Source organism: Trichocoleus sp. AS-A1 (assembly GCF_039962015.1).
Lineage (GTDB): Bacteria > Cyanobacteriota > Cyanobacteriia > Cyanobacteriales > FACHB-T130 > FACHB-T130.
Genome location: NZ_JAMPKG010000004.1, coordinates 45,938 through 66,045 on the forward strand (window position 1 = coordinate 45,938; position 20,108 = coordinate 66,045).

The following is a 20,108-nucleotide window of genomic DNA, read 5'->3' on the forward strand; positions in this document are numbered from 1 at the left end:
CAGCATGAGACAATTCATCGCGGGTTTTACCGCCGCTTTAGTAGGTTTGGCGATCGCTTCGGTTGGTTCCGCTGTGGCTCGTGAACCTGGTATCTATTTTAGGAATTCCTCTGCGTTGTCAGACAAGGCAGATGCGATTGGGACTCCAAAGCCGATTTTAACCAGCCAAACCGCGTCCTCCACTCCAAAACAACCAACAGAGGAACTTTCCGCACTTTTAGATACGGTGGTGGAGGGCAACAGCTCGTTTGCCCTCGATCTCTATAACCGTCTGCGGAAACAAGAAGGAAACCTATTCTTCTCCCCTTACAGCATTTCAACGGCACTCGCCATGACCTACGCTGGAGCTGGCGGACAAACGGCGACCGAGATGGCGAAAGTTCTCCACTTCACCTTAGAGCAAGAACGCCTACATCCGACTTTTGCCGCGCTCATGGCTGAGCTAAACGCCAGCGAACAGCAGGGATATCAAATTGCAGTTGCGAATCGGCTTTGGGGTCAAAAGGGCTATGGCTTTAGCGATCGCTTTTTGAAAACCACCCAGAACGACTACGGCGGGGGACTCCAAGAGGTGGACTTTGCCGGTGCGACTGAACAGACTCGCCGCACGATCAACAACTGGGTCGCAAAAAAAACTGAAGACAAAATTCAAGACCTGATTGCGCCAGGGACGATCTCTTCTAAGACCAAGCTGGTGCTGACAAATGCCATTTACTTTAAAGGTGCCTGGTTCAGCCCGTTCGATCGGCAAAAAACCAAAGATGAGCCGTTTTATGTCACTCCAACGCAGCAGGTTAGCGTGCCGATGATGTGCAAGACGGAGCAATACGGCTGGGCAGATATTGGCAGCTTGAAAGTGTTAGAGCTACCCTACGGTCAAGGCGAGGAGATATCCAAGGAATTATCGATGGTCATTCTCTTACCCAAGCAAGTGGATGGGTTGGCGAAGATGGAGCAGCAGCTGACGCCAAAAAACTTGGAACGGTGGCTATCGTCCCTCAAATACGAGCAGATGGTTGAAGTTTGGGTGCCTAAGTTCAACCTCACTTCAGAGTTTGACCTAAGCAAGGTACTGGCAAATATGGGGATGCCCGAAGCTTTCAGCGTTCAAGCTGACTTCTCGGCGATGACCGGCAAGAAAGGGTTGTTCATCTCCAAGGTGATTCACAAAGCCTTCGTGGAGGTAAATGAGGAGGGCACTGAGGCAGCTGCGTCTACAGGGGTTGGGATGACTAGGGGGGCAAACAAAGAGTTTCGAGCCGATCGCCCATTTGTGTTCCTGATTCGGGACAAGCAGTCGGGTAGCATTTTGTTCCTGGGTCGTGTGTTGAATCCGCTACAGTCAACAGCGGCTGTTGGGAAGTAAAGTTGATGCCGATCGCTTGGGAAATCGAGAAAATAGAAGATAGAGGGTTCCCAGCATTGATGCCTTTATCCTGAATTAGGAGTCTGCCAGCCGTGGTTGTACAAATATCTGATAGCACCTACGAAGTCAAGACCCAAGAAATTGCCAAACAACTGTTGGCAGCAACGAGAGAAAATCGCTCCTTTTTTGCCCAAATGCGCGACCAAATGCGCTGGGATGATAAATTACTTGCCTGGGCAATGGGCAACCCTGGTTTGCGGGTGCAGCTGTTTCGCTTCATTGACTGTCTGCCTGCGCTGCACAGTAAACCGGAAGTTGCTCGTCACTTGCAAGAGTACATGGCGGATGAGTCGGTTGAACTGCCGACGAGCCTGAAAGGGATGCTCAACTTTGCTTCTCCTGACTCGATGCCCGGTCAGGTAGCAGCGACAACAGTGAATACAGCAGTTGAAACCTTAGCGCATAAATATATCGCTGGGGAAAACATTAAACAGGTTATTAAGACGGTTGAGCGATTGCGTAAGGAGAAAATGGCTTTCACCATCGACCTGTTAGGGGAGGCGGTGATTACGGAAGCTGAGGCGCAATCGTATTTAGACAGATATTTAGAATTGATGCAGCAGCTAACGGACGCGGCGAAGACGTGGACGCGGGTTCCGGCAATTGACCAAGCAGATGGAGAAGAAATCCCCCAAATTCAAGTATCTGTCAAGCTGACAGCGTTTTATTCGCAGTTCGATCCGTTGGATGCAAAGGGAAGCGAGGAGCGAGTGAGCGATCGCATCCGGCTTCTATTACGTCGCGCCCAAGCGTTGGGGGCTGCTGTTCACTTTGATATGGAACAGTATGCCTACAAAGATTTGACGCTCTCCATCCTGAAACAGTTGTTGATGGAAGAGGAGTTCCGGAGTCGCACGGATCTAGGGATAACGCTGCAAGCTTATCTGCGCGACAGCGAACAAGATTTGCGCGGCTTGATTGACTGGGCGAAACAGCGTGGCTATCCTCTGACAGTGCGCTTGGTAAAAGGGGCGTATTGGGATCAGGAAACCATCAAGGCAATGCAGAAAGATTGGCCGGTGCCAGTTTACAGCGATAAAACTGCAACCGATGCCAATTTTGAGAAGATGACCCAGCTGTTGCTGGAAAATCACGAGTATTTGTACGCAGCAATTGGCAGTCATAACGTGCGATCCCAAGCACGGGCGATGGCGATCGCGGAAAGTTTGAAAATTCCCCGCCGTCGCTTTGAGATGCAAGTTTTGTATGGCATGGGGGATAAGCTGGCAAAAGCGCTCGTCGATAAAGGTTATCGAGTGCGGGTGTATTGTCCTTATGGAGATTTGCTACCGGGGATGGCTTATTTGATTCGCCGCTTGCTGGAAAATACTGCCAATAGTTCATTCTTACGGCAAAATCTGGAAGAGCGCCCGATTGAGGAATTGTTAGCGCCTCCCGTCGTAGAAAGTTCGGAGTCTTTAGTCAAAGCTCAAAACTCAAAACTCAAAACTCAAAACTTGCCTTTTCACAATGCAGCGGATACGGATTATGCAGAAGCTGAGGAAAGGAAGCGATCGCAACAAGCTTTGCAAACGATGCGCGAACAGTTGGGTAAAACCTATTTACCTCTGATTGACGGTGAATATGTAAACACATCCGATCTCGTCGATTCAGTGAATCCTTCCAACCCCAGTGAGGTGGTTGGCAAAATCGGGTTGATTAGCGTAGAACAGGCAGAACAGGCTATCCAAGCCGCAAAAGCAGCATTTGCCAATTGGCGGCGGACTCCGGTGCCAGAAAGGGCTGGAGTGTTGCGGAAAGCCGCAGATTTGATGGAAAAACGCCGCGCTGAATTATCCGCGTGCATGGTATTAGAAGTTGGGAAGCCAGTGCGGGAATGCGACGGTGAAGTTTCCGAGGCGATAGACTTCTGCCGTTACTACGCCGACGAAATGGAACGGCTGGATGCTGGGCACCATTATGACATCGCCGGGGAAACCAACCGCTATAACTACCAACCACGAGGGATTTCCCTGATTATTTCCCCTTGGAATTTCCCCTTGGCGATTCCCACCGGAATGACAGTGGCGTCACTGGTGGCTGGAAATTGTACGCTTCTCAAACCGGCTGAAGTTTCATCGGTGATTACAGCGAAACTCAGTGAAATTCTGGTAGAAGCAGGCATCCCTCGTGGGGTGTTCCAATACGTACCCGGAAAAGGTTCAACGGTGGGTGCTTATATGGTGAAGCATCCCGACGTCCACATGATTACTTTCACAGGTTCTCAGGAAGTCGGCTGTCGGATTTACGCCGATGCGGCGATTTTACAACCAGGGCAAAAACACCTGAAGCGGGTGATTGCCGAAATGGGTGGCAAGAATGCGATTATCGTCGATGAAAGTGCCGATCTCGATCAAGCTGTGCAAGGTGTGGTGCAGTCCGCCTTTGGTTACAGCGGACAGAAGTGTTCGGCGTGTTCTCGGGTAATCGTTCTAGAACCCATCTATGATGCCTTTGTAGAGCGTTTGGTGGAAGCAACGCGATCGCTCAATGTTGGCCCTGCGGAGGCACCCAGCACCCAAGTTGGCCCCGTGATTGATGCAAACGCACGCGATCGCATTTTGGAATATATCGAGAAAGGGCGTCAGGAAGCCAAAGTGGCGCTGGAAATGCCCGCACCCAACAATGGCTATTTTATCGGTCCAACGATTTTCTCAGAAGTCTCGCCAGAGGCAACGATTGCCCAAGAAGAAATTTTTGGTCCGGTTCTAGCCGTCATGCGGGTGAAGAATTTTGAGGAAGCGATCGCAGTTGGTAATAATACCAACTTCGCCCTGACTGGCGGTCTATATTCCCGTACACCTTCCCACATTCAACAAGCTGAAAGCGAATTTGAAGTCGGCAACCTCTACATCAATCGCGGCATCACTGGCGCAATTGTAGCAAGACAACCCTTCGGCGGTTTCAAACTTTCTGGCGTCGGTTCTAAAGCAGGTGGCCCAGATTACTTGCTACAATTCCTCGAACCCCGCGTAGTGACAGAAAATATCCAGCGCCAAGGATTTGCTCCGATTGAAGGAGTAGATTAGAAAGGCAAAAGTAAGAAGACAAAAGTAAACAGAAAGAATTGTTTCTTTTACTTTTGTCTTTTTATTGGGGTAAGGTAATTGGGAGAAAATAATAGAGCGGTTCTCAATTTGATGCAATACAAAATGAGAAAGAAGTTAAAAGAACCTATCTGGATTCTGTGACCGATAAAGATAAAAGCACTAAGTTTAAAAATAGAAGTCTGCTAATTCTAGGAATCATTTGGCTGGTGGGGGCAGTTAGCGATCGCATTTGGTTTGCGCTTGATCACTCAGTGCCAGCTTGGGATCAGGCAGATTACTTGACGGGATCGTTGAACTACTGGAGGGCTTTGCAACAACCCCAGTGGTTTTCAGGGGAGTGGTGGACGAGTTTTTGGCTTTTGACATCCAAAGTGCCGCCTTTTACCTACATTGCGGCTGCTATCGTCCAGCATCTCTTTGGGACGGGGGCGGATCAAGCCACGCTGGTTCTGTTGCTATTCAGTGCGATGCTTTTGGGTTCGGTTTATGGTTTGGGTGTCCAGCTATTTAGCATTGAAGTCGGTTTATGGGCGGCTGGGCTGTGCCAATTGTTACCGGGAATTTATCAATATCGTCTGGATTTTCTGCTAGATTATCCGCTGACAGCGGTTGTGACATTGAGTTTCTTTTGCTTGACGGTTTGGCGGAATTGTCGAACCGCAGAGGCACAGAGGACGCAAAGAACAAGAGAATGGGTTTGGGCGGCGGCGTTTGGGCTTTCTTTGGGGCTGGCGCTGATGGTAAAGCAGACAGCGCTGTTCTTTCTGTTGACGCCGATTTTGTGCGTGGGGTTTGGGGCGATTCGGCACCGGGCATGGGGACGCCTCGCGCAACTGGTTTCTGGGTTGCTGCTTTCGGTTTTGGTCTTTGGTCCTTGGTATCGCACCAATTGGCTGCTGATGCTGACAGCGGGAAAACGGGCAACCGTGGATTCAGCGATCGCGGAGGGAGATCCCGCCCTCAATACTCTAGACGCCTGGACTTACTACTGGAAAATTCTTCCTTACCATGTGTCTTGGCCTTTGTTACTTATTCCAATTGTAGGATTGCTGATTTATTCAATTAAAAAAATAAAAACTCAACAAGAGATTTCTTCAACTTTTAATCTTTCATTTTTACATTTTGATTCAATTGCTTGGCTTGCAGTATTTTGGCTGGGAGCTTATTTACTGGGTTCGCTGAATATCAATAAGGATTCTCGCTATGTCTTGCCTTACTTGCCAGTAGTGGCGCTGTTTTTGGCTTATGGTTTGACGCGCCAGACAGGACGCTGGAAACATCATACCCGTTGGGGAACCGTTGGTTTGGCGGTGCTGCTAATGTTTCTGAACCTGTTCCCCGTGGGAGGGATGTTTGCCAATTTCACGCAAGTCCTCAGTCCCTACGCCCAGCATCCCGTTTATTTGGGAGAAAAATGGCCTCACCAACAAGCGATCGCCCAAATTATTCAAACCGAACCTTATCTGCGATCCACACTGGGAGTATTGCCCTCAACCGCCAAAATCAACCAGCATAATTTCAATTATTACGGTGCGTTAGAAAATTTTCAGGTGTATGGGCGTCAGGTGGGAACCCGAAAAAAGTTTGTCCCTCAAGATGCGCGATCGCTTTCCTGGTTCCTGACGAAAACTGGCAAGCAAGGATCGATTCCAGACGCGCAAGCAATCATCGTCCAAACTGTTGAACAAGGTTCGGATTTCCAGTTGCACAAAACTTGGGATTTACCCGATGACAGCGTTCTGAAACTCTATCATCGCAAAACGCCACCCATCCAAGTACAACCCCTCACAGAACCCCGCACTCAAGTCAACCTAGAACGGGTGAGTGTACCGAATCAAGCCCCACCAGGGATTCCCGTACCGATTACCTACGAATGGTCTGGTTCCTGGGAACAGTTGCAATCTGGGTTAGTGCTGCTGACTTGGCGAATAAGCGATCGCATTGTTGAAAATTCCACAGTTAACAATTCCAAAGTTGAAAATTCCAAATCTGAATGGCTGCACGATCACGGGATTGGCATGGGAGAATTGTATCCAAAAGTTCTTCCCTCTAAGCTTTCTGCGAATGGCTTTCGAGTTACCGAACAGATGGCGATGCTGCCGCCAGCAAATATATCGGCTGGAATTTACCGCCTAGAAGCGACTTACCTGAACCGGCAAACGGGTGAAACTTACCCGATACAGGTTCCCTCCGTGACACTGAAGATTGAACCCCTTGCCGCCGCCACACCCGCACCTGAATTGGATTTGCTGACTCAGTTGCGGACTCTAGCGGCTACCTTACCCCAAGGGACAGAAGCTCTAGAGTCGATATTTGAAGAAACTGGGCGCATCAACCAGTACGACCCGATTCAAGACTATCTGAATCAAACCTTGACGGCATTGGAATACCGACTGCAACGGGAACCGCAAAACCGGGATTGGGCATACACGCTGGCTTTGTCAAAGGCACTAAAGCGACAAGTCAAAGGTGCGATCGCTGCCTTAGAACGAGTCGTTGAGATCGACTCCCAAAATCCCTACGCTTATGCCTATCTCGCCTTTGTCCATCTGTACGATTGGCATCCCGCCGCCGCCCAGAAAGCTTTGAAACCGGCTCTTGCCATCAACCCGAACTTATCCGAACTTCAAGCCCTGAATGGCGTAGCAACGCTTCTGCAAGGCAATCTCGTCAAAGCTTGGCAAATTCTGAAAGAATTAAAAATTCCGAATTAGAAACAAAATTCTTGCTTTTGCCTTTTACTTTTTGCCTTCTTCAGAGATGTTTCATCAAAATTAACTCCAACTGAGGAATGCCTATCGGCTTGCTGAGATAATCATTAGCACCAGCCTCTAGAAAACGGTCTCGATCTTCTGCCATTGTATTTACCGTCACCATTACCACTGGCAGTCTTTCCAGTTCCGGCTGCTGTTTTAAGTCTTTTAGTAAATCTAACCCGCTGTATCCACCGGGTAAATTTACATCCAACAAAATCAGATCGGGCTGGAAGTTTCGCACCCGCTGGAGGAAATCCGTCCCATCAAGCAAATGTTCGACGGTATGGCCTACGACTTGGAGATAGTCTTGCAACAGCAACCCACTATTTTCATCGTCTTCCACAATTAGAATTCGTCCTTTGCCAGGGATAGAAAAAGGGTTGGCGGCGGCTTTTAACTCGCCTTTTAACTCGCCATTGTTAAGTCCAGAAGACAATGAAGAAGAATCGCCCCCCTCGCTTGGAAACTGATAGATGGAGACTGATTCATTGCTCATATCGGGCAGATATAGAGTAAACTCACTGCCTTTTCCTAGGGTTGAGGAAACCGTCACATCTCCACCATGAAGTCGGGCTAAACTGCGAGTCAGTGACAACCCCAAACCAGTGCCAGCAAACTGCCGGTTCAGTCCGCTGTCCAATTGGCGAAATGGCTCAAATAACAATGACAGCTTCTCAGGGGCAATACCAATGCCCGTATCCGCTACGGTAAACGCAATGCATCCAGGCTGCTTTTGCACAATTAGGGAAACTTGACCCGATGGTGTGAACTTAATTGCATTCGATAGCAGATTCAATAACATCTGCTTTAGACGTCGTTCATCGGCGACACAAACATCAATTTCTGTGTCAATCTGACTGGTGAGTTGTAGCCCTCGTTCGTAGGCTTGTTCCCTCATAATCGTAACGATGTATTCGCACAAATTCGGCACGATAATTGGCATCGGGCAGAGTTTCTCTTTGCCTGCTTCGACTTTAGAAAGGTCAAGAATATCGTTAATCAGCGATAGGAGATGTTCGCCACTGTTATTAATGCAGGTGACATACTCTTTCTGTTTCTCATTGATTGTGCCAAAAATTTCTTGCCGCAGGATGTGAGAGAGTCCTAAGATGGCGTTAAGGGGCGTTCGGAGTTCGTGGCTCATGGTGGCAAGGAATTCACTTTTTGCTCGACTTCCCGCTTCTGCCGCTTCCTTTGCTTCCCGCAGTTCGATTTCTTTGTTCATGCGATCGCTAATGTCATACACGACCGCTTGCAACACTTTTCGGTTGTCCAGCTTGATTGCCGTTAGCGTCACCTCTGCCGGAAAATCTTTACCATCCAACGTCCGATGAATCCAATCAAAGCGACAGTTGCCTTCTGTTAGGGCAGTGGTAATGCGATCGCAAGCTAGACTCAGGGAATCTTGACCATCGGGCTGAGTTGGTGGTGAGAATGTGCTGGGATGTTTGCCGCAAAACTCTTCCAAGTCATTACAGCCAAATAGCTGTAGGGTGGCACTGTTGCAATTGAAAATTTCTTGTTCATCCAACAGCATTACCGCCGCACTGGTTGATTCATAGAGCGTCCGGAATTTGATTTCCGATTCCCGCAGTGCCTTTTCTGCTTGTTTGCGCTCGGTAATGTCTCGCGTCGTATTGACCGCCAGCAGGACTTTCCCCCTGTCATCGCGGATTGCCGCCCCATTGATACTTACCCACTTGCGCTCTCCATTGAGACCGTGTACCACCAGCTCCTGATCGGTAAAAACTTCCCCTTGAAGTGCCCTTGTTAGGGGTAACTCCGACCGACGAGGGCGGGAACCATCGGGGTTACGGACTTTTAATTTAGTTAAGAAATTCTTGACGTGAGGCACAGAGCCTGGAGCGGAGGTAGGTGTGACACCATTCCCGACCAGACCATATATCTGCAATGCCGCCCGGTTTAACAGCACGATTTGACCATCGGGTTGAGTGACAGTAATTCCCTCTTGAATGGAATCAAGAATGGCTTCCAGCAGTGTTTTTTCCTGAGCGAGTTGCTGAGTGCGCTCCTGAACGAGGCTTTCTAGCTGTTCAAGCTCGTGGGCATTGTAGAGTGCGATCGCTGTCTGTCCAGCTAACTGTTGCAGCAGTTGGATTTCCCATTCTAAGAACGGCGGACGCGGCTTGATCGAGCCGACAACTAGATAGCCGTAGAATTGCTCTCTTACGAAGATAGGAGCCAAGAGCATCGTACTTGGTCTCGTTTCCGCGCAAAGCGCTTGATAGGCTGGGGTCAACCAAAAGTCAGTAGTGTTTGCGATCGCTACCGGACGGTTTTCGAGCAACTCACTTCGCACCATTTCCCAGCCTTCTACGGACAGGGTTGTCCCTTGTAGGGGCGATTGAGAAATCGGCTTTACGGCATCTGATAAATGGGGCCAATATTCCGCTTCAATGTAAACTCGGTTTGATTCCGACAAGTCTCGGACTACCATGCAGAAATCGCAGCTCATCGGGACTGCCGTCTGTCGGACAATTTCATCAACGACTGATTTTGGATCGAGATTAGAATTTAAGGCAGTCGTGATGCGGTTTACTAAGGCTTCTCGCTCCAGTTGTTGCTGCAAGGCTCGCTGGGTTTGTTGGAGTCGTATCTGCATCCGCTGACGCTCAATGGCATATCGCACGGTGCGGAGCAGCAGATGGCTGTCGGCATGACCTTTGACGAGATAGTCTTGCGCTCCTTCTTGTACAGCAGAAAGTGCGATCGCTTCATCGGCTAGCCCCGACATCACCACAATCGGCACTTCTGGTACAGCATTGCAGACTCGTCTGACGGTTTCTAAACCCTGAGCATCTGGCAGCGATAAATCTAACAAAATCACCCCGATCGATAGTGGGAGGCGATCGCCTTTCAGCTCAAAAGGTTGCTGGTTCGCTGGTTGGTTAAACCTTTCAATCTTCAACTTCTGAACGTTCAACCCTTCTGAACTGACGAGGCAATCCAGGGCTTCTGTGAGCGTTTGAACGTGGATCAGCGTTATCTGGGGAGCATTGACTTCCCGCAGCAGTTCCCGCACGAGACGGGCATCGCCAGGGTTATCCTCCACAAGCAATACGGCGATCGGTTCAGTCTGCATGGGTTGCACTCCAATTCTTTTACTGGAGGGTCTTCTTCCAGCATTTCCCCTCTCTTTCGGCAGCGTTACCATCTTTATGAGCTAAAACTTCCAGGGTTACTTTGAAAATTCTTAGGAACCAATCCACCTCTACTGGCTTGGTAATGTAATTGAGATGCTATGTATTGTAAATATTTTAATCTTTCATCAATGTTATCGGGATTACTTGCGGAGTCCCTCCAGTGTGCTGGTTTGGCTTGTTTTTTGCCCACACTCGATCAATATTTTTTTAGAATTCGTATCTACAAGCATGATGTCTGACCCTACCTACAGGGTGAATTTACTCTACTTCGCCCCCTGAAATGCCACGTTTGAGAAGTTGGTTATGACATTATCCCTCTGTACAGGCTTTCCGATTCGGGCGGCAATTTCTTAGGATTTGCAACAGTAGCTTCTTGACCGAATAAATAACTCCTCGTAGTTGCCGATATGACTTTTAAAAAATTTCTAAATTCTTAAAGCTTGTAAAGCTAATAGTTGGTCATTTTTTTGCTTGAATGATTGCTGAAATTTAATTTTTTTAAGACTTTCTAAATAAAAATAAATTTTGTATGTCTAATTTTTTTACTGGATGTTAAATTAGTGATATAGTAGCAATCTGATTTGAGCTGTAAGATGCCAGCAGTTCAGATACCTGACTTCTTAGAGAAGTCGGGTATCTCGCCTTTAGAAACCATTTAGGCTGGCTATATATATTATTAAATTAAAAGAATTTTAGTTGACAAATGCACCTAAGCTAGGTTTATTGTTTAGCTAAAAAAACAGTAATTTGTCCTATATCTGAAGACTGATTTCTGATGAGGGATGTAATCAGAACTGGGATAGATGTGTAATAGAAAATATAAAACATCCTTAGAAGGCAAACAATAATTATGACTTGGTTAGAAAGGCAATTTGGACAACAGAAGACCAGCACAGAAGGAGACAGCAAACATGACGCTCAGGCTGTCGAAGAACAAATGAGTCCAGGACTTACGGGTGAGTATGATTGGGAGTTGCGTGAGAAGGCTGGGATGCATAAACCTCCCACATTGCCAGAATACATGGGCTTTGAGGGGGAATACGATGCTAACGGATTAGCTAAGCGCGTTGCTGCTGCATTTGATCAAGAGCCGAACCTCAAAAATATTGACACTCTTGAAATCGCTCAAGACGGTGGCACGATTATCCTCACGGGTTCTGTACCCGATCAATCAATTTTGAGCCATGTCGAAGCGGTTGCTGCCAAAGTAGATGGCACCAAAGCAGTAGACCTTCACCAAGTGGAAATTAAAACCCACGAAGGTTCCGTCCGATAAAATTAGAAAGGTCTGCTGTTAGTGGGAGATAAAGATTGGCTCAGCTGCAACGATTAGCGATCGCTCCCTCTCAATTTCAAAACCAGCAAATTATCCTGACTGCCGAACAACAGCATTATCTCAGTCGGGTGTTGCGGTTGCGGGAGGGCGATCGCTTTATCGCAATGGATGGACAGGGGCACTGGTGGCTGGCGAAGCTGGAGGCGAATCAGGGGCAGCTTCTAGAGCCGATTTCCGTCCAAACCGAGTTGCCCTGCTCAATAACCCTAATGGTTGCGTTGCCAAAAAACGGCTTTGATGAAGTGGTGCGCTACAGTACCGAACTAGGGGTGGTAGCGATCGCGCCCGTCGTGAGCGATCGCACCCTGCTCAATCCCAGCCCCCAAAAACTCGAACGTTGGCAGCGAATTGCCCAAGAAGCCGCAGAGCAATCAGAACGTCAAATCGTCCCCACAATTTTAGAACCCGTTTCCTTTTCTGCTGCTTTGTCTTCGCTCAAGAGTCATTGTTCTTCGATAAAAAACAAGAATTATATCTGCGTTGCTCGTGGAGATTCTCCCCATTTACTCGATTGCTTGATTCATCTATTGCAGCAAGAGGCTTCTCCCCCAGCCCCTCTCCTACAAGGGGAGGGGGCTGGGGAGTCAGGTTTTTCAGGTACAGCAGATGAACTGAAGAATCCAGGGCAAGGAACGATTGTCATTGCCATCGGGCCAGAGGGAGGCTGGACACCAGCAGAAGTCGAACAAGCGATCGCTGCTGACTTCCAACCCGTTTCTCTAGGGCGTCGTGTCCTGCGAGCCGTCACCGCCCCAATGGTCGCCTTATCTCTGGTAGCAGCGGCATGGGAATCAGAAATTAGAGAGATTTAAGCTACGGTTCAATGCACAATTAGAAATGAAGGATGCTTCAACTTTTAATTTTTAATTGTTATTTTTTTAATTACTGTAATGCTTGAACAACTTGCGGAAGCTTTCGAGCGCAAAGACTATAAAACCGTTGCCTGGTTACTCAACCATCTGGTAAAACAGATGCCGCAAAATCCTTTAGTACAGTTCTATGTGGGACGGCTGTACGAAGAAACGGGCAAGTTGGAGGCGGCAGAAAATGCCTATCGGCAGCTGTTACGGGAAACCACCAATCCCAAGATTATGACTCAAGCTCGTCAAGGATTGGGACGTATAGAAGCGATCGCCCAACAAAAAAGACGAGACGCGATCGCTCAAGCCACCGCCGCCCCAGAAGACACAGAAGCAGGCGTCTTAGTTCTAGAAGCCGTTAGCGCTGAAAAGAAACAGGTCGCCGCCCAACAGTTAGCTCGAATCGTGCAGATAGACCCTTACACCGCACGGCTACAACTTCCCAGTCGCGGCTGGCGGTTGTACCGAACTGGTCCGGTAGGAGAACTGCGATTCTACAGTCAACAGATGCAGCAAGCCGAAATTCCCAACTTCTGGGCAAACCTTGCAGATGTTCGGAAACTTAACGTTTTTCGCGTCAGCCATTTCCTTTCGGCTTCCCCACCTAGCGTCGTTTGCGAGAACGAACACGGTCAGACAGGTTCCCTGACCTTCAAATGGTCAGAAGTCAGACAACAAGTGCAAGGACTCTTACCAATCTTTGGCGAAGTCATCGACCAAGATGCTCGTCGCCAACTGCAATGGAAAACTCAAACCCAAGACTATGCCCAATTGATCGACTTGCATCTTCCTTCCAGACACAGTATTCTTCGCCTTTGCGATAGCAACTACCAGTTTGGGCAGGGGATTTCCTTCAATCCACAGCCGACTCAACCCAATCAAGCGACCAACCGCAGTCATTGGAACAATTTACTTCATTTTCTAGAAGGACATTTGGCTCAGACGCCGATTTGGGCAGATTTTACAGATTTTGCTCAAACTGCGCTAGATCGCACAGAAATTCTAAAAAGTCTCAAGTCTCATATCGACTTATTTCGGCGTGAAGAAACCCTCTGGGACCCAGCTTTCCAACTGTACAGTGGGCTGGTTTTCCTCAGAGGGTCAAAGAATTAAAAAGCAAATCAAAAATTAGACAAAAAGCCTGCTAATTTTTAATTTTTAGTTTTTGATTATTTTTTCACCTGACGCGCCATGTCCATGAAGTTGCTCATGCTGGGACCGGGACGCCGACGAGTATTAGAGCTAGAAATTGGATTCAAGTATTTCGGAGCAAACGTGGTATCGGATTGGCTTTGACCCTTGCCGTTGATAGGTGCTGCTGGTTTCTCAGCAACCACTGCCTCAACACCTTCAGCCGTCTGAATTAGCTCTACTGGGGGCCGTTGAGCAATTTCTTTCGGTTCTGAGACTTCTTTAGAGTTTGATGAATTCTTGGATGCAGCCCCTACAAGTTCTGGGGTTGCTTGAGGCTTCGATGAATCTTTTTGTCCATTAGACGCAGATTTAGAAGCGGATGCAGATGCCTTCGCGGGTTCCGGCTTCTTCGATTCTGATGTTTGGGCTTTGACTGGTTCTGGCTTCTTCTGGCTCTCTTGTGCCGCTGGTTTTGCGTCTTTGGACTCTTCTAGCTCCATGTAGTATCCACCAGACTTCTTACGAGGAAGAGCAGCAGCCTCGTTTCCTTCAGATTTCTTAGAGCCAAAAATTCCACCAATGAAAGCGGTAATGCCGCCCAACAATTTTTTGATAAAACCAAACATTTAGTATTACTCCTGAGATTTAAATGACGATGTTGACTGATTCCCGAAACATTGGAGCAAGCTATTCTATTTTTGATGCAAGACTGGTATCGCCAAGGATAAGCTCAACTGCTCAGCTCAGAAAGCAGCCGCTTTACAATATGGACAAAGCGTTTCTATCGTTGCAATTTGCGATCCAGATCGGATTATGAAGTTTTACGGCGGACAAACGCAAGATTCCCAGATAGTTCTTTACAAAAATTTACAAATTTTGTTTTAGTAAGTACAGTTACCCAGCCAGTTAGCTCTGGAAAACGCTCTTTTGTTGCAAGAATTTACATTAATCTCAGATTTTAAGCCACAGCCACTCGACAGGCTGTCCTAAACCAACCCCAGCCGCGATCGCTCGTGTTTAAGCTGGGATTATATGAGATTAATTCCTGGCAAAATGAACAGTGCCCCTAAGCGCAATCCTGTATTGCTAATTCACGGCATCAACGATACGGCTGCTGTATTCCATAAAATGGCTCCTTACCTGGCACAGCAAGGCTGGTCTGTATACGACCTCAGCCTCACCCCCAATAATGGTGCGATGGGTCTGGACTCTCTAGCACAGCAGGTTGCTGATTACGTTGCCAAGACCTTTGCACCCGACCAACCATTTGATTTGGTCGGCTTCAGTATGGGAGGCATCGTTAGCCGCTACTACGTGCAGCGACTAGGGGGCATTAACCGGGTGCAGCGTTTTATTACCATATCAGCACCCAACCACGGAACGTGGGCGGGCTACTTTCACAATGGGATTGGCTGCGTTCAGATGCGCCCTGATAGCGCTTTTCTACAAGATTTGAATCGGGATGTGGCGATGCTGGAACAGGTGAATTTCACCTCGATCTGGACGCCTTTTGATTTAATCATTCTGCCACCGAATAGTTCGGAAATGCCCGTCGGTCAAAATCTACAGGTGCCAGTATTGCTGCACCCGTGGATGATTACAGATGCTAAGGGGGTTAAGGCTGTGGAGAAGGCACTTTTAGAACCACTGAAGCGCGATCGCGTAGCGTCTCCTAATGGGAATCGCCAATCTCGGCATACTCCCGAACCCCGAAAATTGCCTCGGCATGAGAGTAATATTTGAACTCCATCAGGTTATAAAACGGATCTTCGAGGAAGAAGGTGCAATGTTCGGTGAGTTGACCGGGAAAGCGATGTTTCGGCTGCTGATAAAAGTGCAACCGTCGCTGTTGTGCCCGTTCTAGCAAGCTTTCCCAGTCAGCAATTGATGTAAAAACCAGCCCAAAGTGTCTGGGATAAATCCCTCGTTGCGGGATAATCGGTTCTTTGCTAACGTGACCTACCAGCTGATGACCGTAGAGATTCAGAATTAAGGCATCGCGGGTTTCACGCCCAACTTGGCAGCCGAGTCCATCAGCGTAGTAGGCTTTCGCTTGGGCAACATCAGAGATGGGAAAAGCAAGATGAAAGATGGTTGGGTTCATCGGTAATATTCTGAGTGCTGTGCTTTTGCGGCGCTTTACTTGCAAGCGAAGATCAAGGGTGATATCGCTAATAGATACATCCTTCACTTGCGGTTCCTTTTTGCGCCTCTCTCACGAGCAAGAGTATTGTGAAAGAGTGTTATGAATTCAAGATTTTTACAGATGCTCTCTACAATTAATTCTGTCAATCCCTGGTTAGTTGCAGTGGGATTGAATACAGTTTTGTTAGCGATCGCCTATTTCGCCCCGAAAAAGTTACTCACCCCCGCCGGATTCCTCCACGCTTGGGCGCTAGGCGTCATTATCTGGGGTACCCTTGGCTGGCAGGGATATTTAGTTGTGATGTTCTATTTTCTCGTAGGTTCTGCCGTCACGCGCATCGGCATGGCTCAAAAAGAAGCCGAGGGAATCGCCGAGAAACGGTCTGGGGCACGCGGGCCGGAGAATGTCTGGGGTTCCGCCCTTACGGGCACTCTATGCGCCTTAGGAACGCTACTGGTGAGTTATTTAGGACAACCTCAATGGGTGCCTTTTTTACTGCTGGGCTATGTAGCCAGTTTTAGCACTAAGCTTTCGGATACCTGCGCCAGTGAAGTCGGGAAAGCTTATGGTAAACGGACGTTTTTGATTACAACCTTACAACCTGTAGCCAGGGGAACAGAAGGGGCGGTCTCTTTAGAAGGGACAATGGCTGGAGTGGTGGCATCGGTTGCGATCGCTTGTGTGGGCTGGGGCGTTGGTGCGATCGATCTCATCGGGGTGGTTTGGTGCATAGTAGCAGCGTTTATTGCGACCAATTTGGAAAGTGTCATCGGTGCTACGCTGCAATCTCGCTACGATTGGCTTACCAACGAAGTAGTGAATTTTCTCAATACATTAATCGGCGCGATCGCTGCAATTTTATTTGCCTTAGCATGGTACTCGTTTACTCTGACTACGGCGGGGATTGCTTGAAAGTGCAATAATTTCACGCAGTTTTTAAACTGATGGCTGTTGACGTTGATAAAGCGACCAATATAGCCCTTTTTTTTGCATCAATTCTAGATGAGTTCCTTGTTCCATTAATACCCCTTTCTCCAATACCAAAATCAAATCTGCCCGTTTGAGCGGCTCAAATCTGTGGGCAATCATAAAAACTGTACGGTTTTGGAAAATTGCCTGTAGATTTTGTAAAACTTGCTGCTCTGTTTCGCTATCTAAAGCGCTAGTTGCTTCGTCGAGAATTAAAATAGGAGCTTGAGATAAGAATAAACGAGCTAAAGCAATTCGCTGACGCTGACCGCCAGATAAAGCAGTGCCTCGTTCTCCGACAGGATTCTCGTAACCGTGGGTTAATTCGCTGATAAAGTTATCGGCGACGGCTAATCGTGCGGCTTCTACAACTTGTTCGGTGGTAATCTCTGAATTGCCTAAAGTAATATTTTCCAAGATTGAACCGTTGAAGAGAAAATCTTCTTGGATAACTACACTAATTTGTTGTCGCAAGGATGCTAAATCAGCACTTTTAATATCAAACCCATCAATGAGAATCCGCCCTGATTCAATTGGATAAAGTCGTTGCAAAAGCTTAGAAAGGGTACTTTTCCCAGAGCCGCTTCGCCCAACAATACCGACAAACATTCCCGGTTGAACGGTGAAAGTAATTCCTCGCAGAATGGGTTCTTGCTGGGGTTGATAACGGAAGAAAACCCGATCGAAGGTAACTTTACCTTTCAGAGGGGGAAGAACTAAACCCGATCCGGGTTCCGCTTCCGGGGCAACGTTGAGAATATCTCCAATGCGGTCTACAGAAAGTAAAACTTGCTGGAGATTCTGCCACAATTGCACTAACCGTAAAATTGGCCCAGTCATTCTTCCAGCCAGCATTTGAAAAGCGACTAGCTGACCAATTGTGAGCGTATGGTTGATGACTAGCGCGGCTCCAAACCAGAGAATGAGTAAGTTGGAAAAATTAGTCAGAAAGTCACCAATATTATTACTGATGTTGGAGGTGGTGGAAGCTTTAAAGCCGGTGCGGATGAAGCGGGCAAATAAGCCTTCCCAGCGATCGCGTGCGGTTCCTTCGGCTGCATGAGCCTTCACTGCATGGATTCCCGTCACCGTCTCTACAAGAAACGATTGGCTATCCGCACTGCGGTTAAAGGTTTCATTCAACCAGTTCCGGAGAATCGGCGTCGCCACCAATGTCAACATTGCAAATAGCGGAATCACTGCCAAGGCAACGAAGGTAAGCTTGACATTGTAATAAAACATCAGCGCCAGGTAGATAACAGCAAAGACGCTATCTAAGATGACAGTTAACGCCGTTCCGGTGAGAAATTGGCGAATATTTTCCAGTTCTTGTACTCGCGCTACCGTATCTCCAACGCGGCGAGACTCAAAATAAGCTAGGGGTAGCCGCATCAAGTGGCGAAACAATTGAGCAGATAAACTAAGGTCTAAGCGTCGTGCAGTGTGGGTAAAGATGAATAGCCGCAAGATGCCTAGAATCGCCTCAAAGATAGCAACGCTCAAAAGCGCGATCGCCATCACGTCCAAAGTCGGCAGACTTTCCTGAACCATCACCTTGTCAATAATCACCTGAGTAATGATTGGCGTCGCTAAACCCAAAAGCTGCAAGGTGAAAGACGCAACCAGCACTTCTCCCAGTAAACCCCGGTAACGCCAAACTGCCGGTAAGAACCAACTGAGGTTAAATTTGTCTTGTCGCTGAATTAGTTCAACTTGCCACAGTTGCCCATCCCAAGCAGTTTCAAGTGAGGGCAAAGGAATACTTTCGCAAGTTTGACTAGGGTTGAGGGGGTTAGCGATGATGAGGCGATCGCCTTTTACCTCGTATACCACCACCCAATGTTCCTGGTTCCAATGCAGCAAAGCGGGAAAAGATAGCTGCTGCAATTCGCGCCCAGATACTACCAAGCGTCGCAGCTGTAGCCCTATTTTCTCACTGGCTTCTACAAGCTGTTTCGGGCGTTGTCCCCGCAACTGACGTTGTATCCACTCTAGAGAAGCTGGATTTTGTAAATATTGCGCCACCATTGTTAAGCAAGCAGCCGCTGAGTTAAGGCTAGAAATAAACGGATAATTACTTACAGGTATCCTCGTTTCGGTTTCTATCGTTGCCTCTTCGCCGCTAGATTTCACACCGCTAGATTGCTGCCAAAAGCTATCAAGTTCTGGAGATGAAGCTTCGTTCCATAACGCCGTATCCCAACGCACTACCACAACTTCTTTGCTAGAGGCGATCGCTTTGAATCCCTGGAGTTGCTGCAAGTCACCGAACCAATCTCCCTCGGCTAAAGTGGTTAGCGGTTTCGCCCCTCCTTCTTCCCGCAAACGCACCTTTCCAGACACAATTAAAAACTGGTTGCCCGGACAATCTTTAGACCAAATTTTTTCCCCTAACCTGTAGGAACAGATTTCGGCTTGCGTTTGGAATTTTGCTTGCTGTTCGGATGTCAGCAAGCTCAGAGGTGGAATATTCCCAGGCAAAATTTTAGCGAGTTCAACACTACTCAACTGATTTGCAGTTTCACCGTTAAGGTTTGAATTTTCTGTGCTAGCCATTGCTCAAAAAGTTCATTTTGTAGTGCTTCCTTTAGCTGACTATCTTCTAACGAGGCTGGAAGGAATTGCTCAACACGAAATAAAGCCCAACGATTTTCCAGTTTTAATGGCTCTAATAACCGTCCTGGACTCGCGGTATCAATCGCGGCTCGGATTTGGTCTGGAAGCGTTCCTCGGCTGACTGGCCCCATCATGCCATTTACAATCCGATCATCTGTGAGAGAATACTCTTGAGCTAATTGTTCAAAGCTGGCTCCCTCCTCAAGTTGGCTATATAATTCTTCAGCTAATTCTTGTTGAGCCACCACAAGACGAGAGAGTACCACCCGATCTAGAAATAGCTTGCGTTCAATGAAATATTCTTGCAGTTTCGGCTCTGCAATCTGAGCTTTGAGCTTGGTGAGCTGAAAACCAGATTTTACCTGATTGTGGAATGTTTCGTAGTCGATTCTGTTGCGAGCAAGCCATTCTTGGAAACTCTTGGGATCTGCTAGATTTCGCTGCAACCGAAAATCAATCACTGCTTGCTCAATTGCCGCTAAGCTAATATCTAGCTTGAGGTTTTTTAGTTCTTCATCCACAACGTACTGACGGAGTATTTCTCCAATAAAGGAACTGAGTTTACCAGAAGATCGCAGATATTTTAGAGCCTGTTCAAGGGAAATTGATTGGTCATTTACAAGCAGAAAATGTACAGATTCCATAAAATCA

13 protein-coding genes are annotated in these 20,108 nt (G+C 47.8%); 8 read left to right on the forward strand and 5 right to left on the reverse strand.

Translation table 11 applies throughout. The features are described from left to right. The first annotated feature begins 4 nt into the window (after positions 1-4). The 3 genes from NC994_RS04610 (at position 5) to NC994_RS04620 (ending at position 7,190) form a co-directional block, all read left to right on the forward strand. Positions 5-1,366, forward strand: coding sequence for a serpin family protein (locus NC994_RS04610; protein ID WP_190439679.1), 1,362 nt, complete (start codon positions 5-7; stop codon positions 1,364-1,366). Between the two features lie 92 nt (positions 1,367-1,458). Continuing rightward, entirely contained in the window at positions 1,459-4,455 is a 2,997-nt protein-coding gene (gene pruA / locus NC994_RS04615; protein ID WP_190439682.1) for an L-glutamate gamma-semialdehyde dehydrogenase, read from the forward strand. 158 nt (positions 4,456-4,613) lie between these two features. Then, positions 4,614-7,190 carry a glycosyltransferase family 39 protein gene (locus NC994_RS04620; RefSeq protein ID WP_190439697.1) on the forward strand — a complete coding sequence of 859 codons (2,577 nt, stop codon included), beginning with the start codon at positions 4,614-4,616 and terminating at the stop codon, positions 7,188-7,190. A 40-nt stretch (positions 7,191-7,230) separates the two neighbouring features. On the opposite strand, the gene NC994_RS04625 is transcribed toward NC994_RS04620, so the two are convergent. Then, complete coding sequence (locus NC994_RS04625) at positions 7,231-10,335, reverse strand: response regulator (RefSeq protein WP_190439717.1); 3,105 nt, start codon at positions 10,333-10,335, stop codon at positions 7,231-7,233. 911 nt (positions 10,336-11,246) lie between these two features. Between NC994_RS04625 and NC994_RS04630 the strand changes: the two genes are divergently transcribed. The 3 genes from NC994_RS04630 (at position 11,247) to NC994_RS04640 (ending at position 13,705) form a co-directional block, all read left to right on the forward strand. Beyond that, the gene (locus NC994_RS04630) at positions 11,247-11,672 is read left to right on the forward strand and encodes a BON domain-containing protein (protein WP_190439720.1); all 426 of its coding nucleotides are present in this window, start codon (positions 11,247-11,249) and stop codon (positions 11,670-11,672) included. Positions 11,673-11,707: 35 nt separating this feature from the next. Next, on the forward strand, positions 11,708-12,544 hold the full coding sequence (locus tag NC994_RS04635; protein ID WP_190439723.1) for an RsmE family RNA methyltransferase: 837 nt from the start codon (positions 11,708-11,710) through the stop codon (positions 12,542-12,544). 78 nt (positions 12,545-12,622) lie between these two features. After that, positions 12,623-13,705, forward strand: a complete 1,083-nt coding sequence (locus NC994_RS04640) for a tetratricopeptide repeat protein (RefSeq protein WP_190439724.1) — start codon at positions 12,623-12,625, stop codon at positions 13,703-13,705. A 56-nt stretch (positions 13,706-13,761) separates the two neighbouring features. Here NC994_RS04640 and NC994_RS04645 read toward each other — a convergent pair whose 3' ends face one another. Continuing rightward, a complete protein-coding gene (locus NC994_RS04645; RefSeq protein WP_190412739.1) occupies positions 13,762-14,352 on the reverse strand; it encodes a hypothetical protein in 591 nt (196 codons plus the stop codon). A gap of 427 nt (positions 14,353-14,779) precedes the next feature. On the opposite strand from NC994_RS04645, the gene NC994_RS04650 reads away from it, so the two are divergent. Then, positions 14,780-15,469 carry a triacylglycerol lipase gene (locus tag NC994_RS04650; RefSeq protein ID WP_190412740.1) on the forward strand — a complete coding sequence of 230 codons (690 nt, stop codon included), beginning with the start codon at positions 14,780-14,782 and terminating at the stop codon, positions 15,467-15,469. On the opposite strand, the gene NC994_RS04655 is transcribed toward NC994_RS04650, so the two are convergent. Then, positions 15,399-15,830, reverse strand: a complete 432-nt coding sequence (locus tag NC994_RS04655; RefSeq protein ID WP_190430473.1) for a VOC family protein — start codon at positions 15,828-15,830, stop codon at positions 15,399-15,401. The genes NC994_RS04650 and NC994_RS04655 overlap by 71 nt on opposite strands. A 162-nt stretch (positions 15,831-15,992) precedes the next feature. Between NC994_RS04655 and NC994_RS04660 the strand changes: the two genes are divergently transcribed. Then, positions 15,993-16,784, forward strand: coding sequence for a TIGR00297 family protein (locus NC994_RS04660; RefSeq protein WP_190439916.1), 792 nt, complete (start codon positions 15,993-15,995; stop codon positions 16,782-16,784). Positions 16,785-16,808: 24 nt separating this feature from the next. Here NC994_RS04660 and NC994_RS04665 read toward each other — a convergent pair whose 3' ends face one another. Further along, a complete protein-coding gene (locus NC994_RS04665) occupies positions 16,809-19,397 on the reverse strand; it encodes a peptidase domain-containing ABC transporter (RefSeq protein ID WP_190439726.1) in 2,589 nt (862 codons plus the stop codon). After that, positions 19,346-20,101, reverse strand: a complete 756-nt coding sequence (locus NC994_RS04670; RefSeq protein WP_190439728.1) for a peptidylprolyl isomerase — start codon at positions 20,099-20,101, stop codon at positions 19,346-19,348. Before NC994_RS04670 ends, NC994_RS04665 begins: the two co-directional genes overlap by 52 nt. Positions 20,102-20,108: the final 7 nt, after the last annotated feature.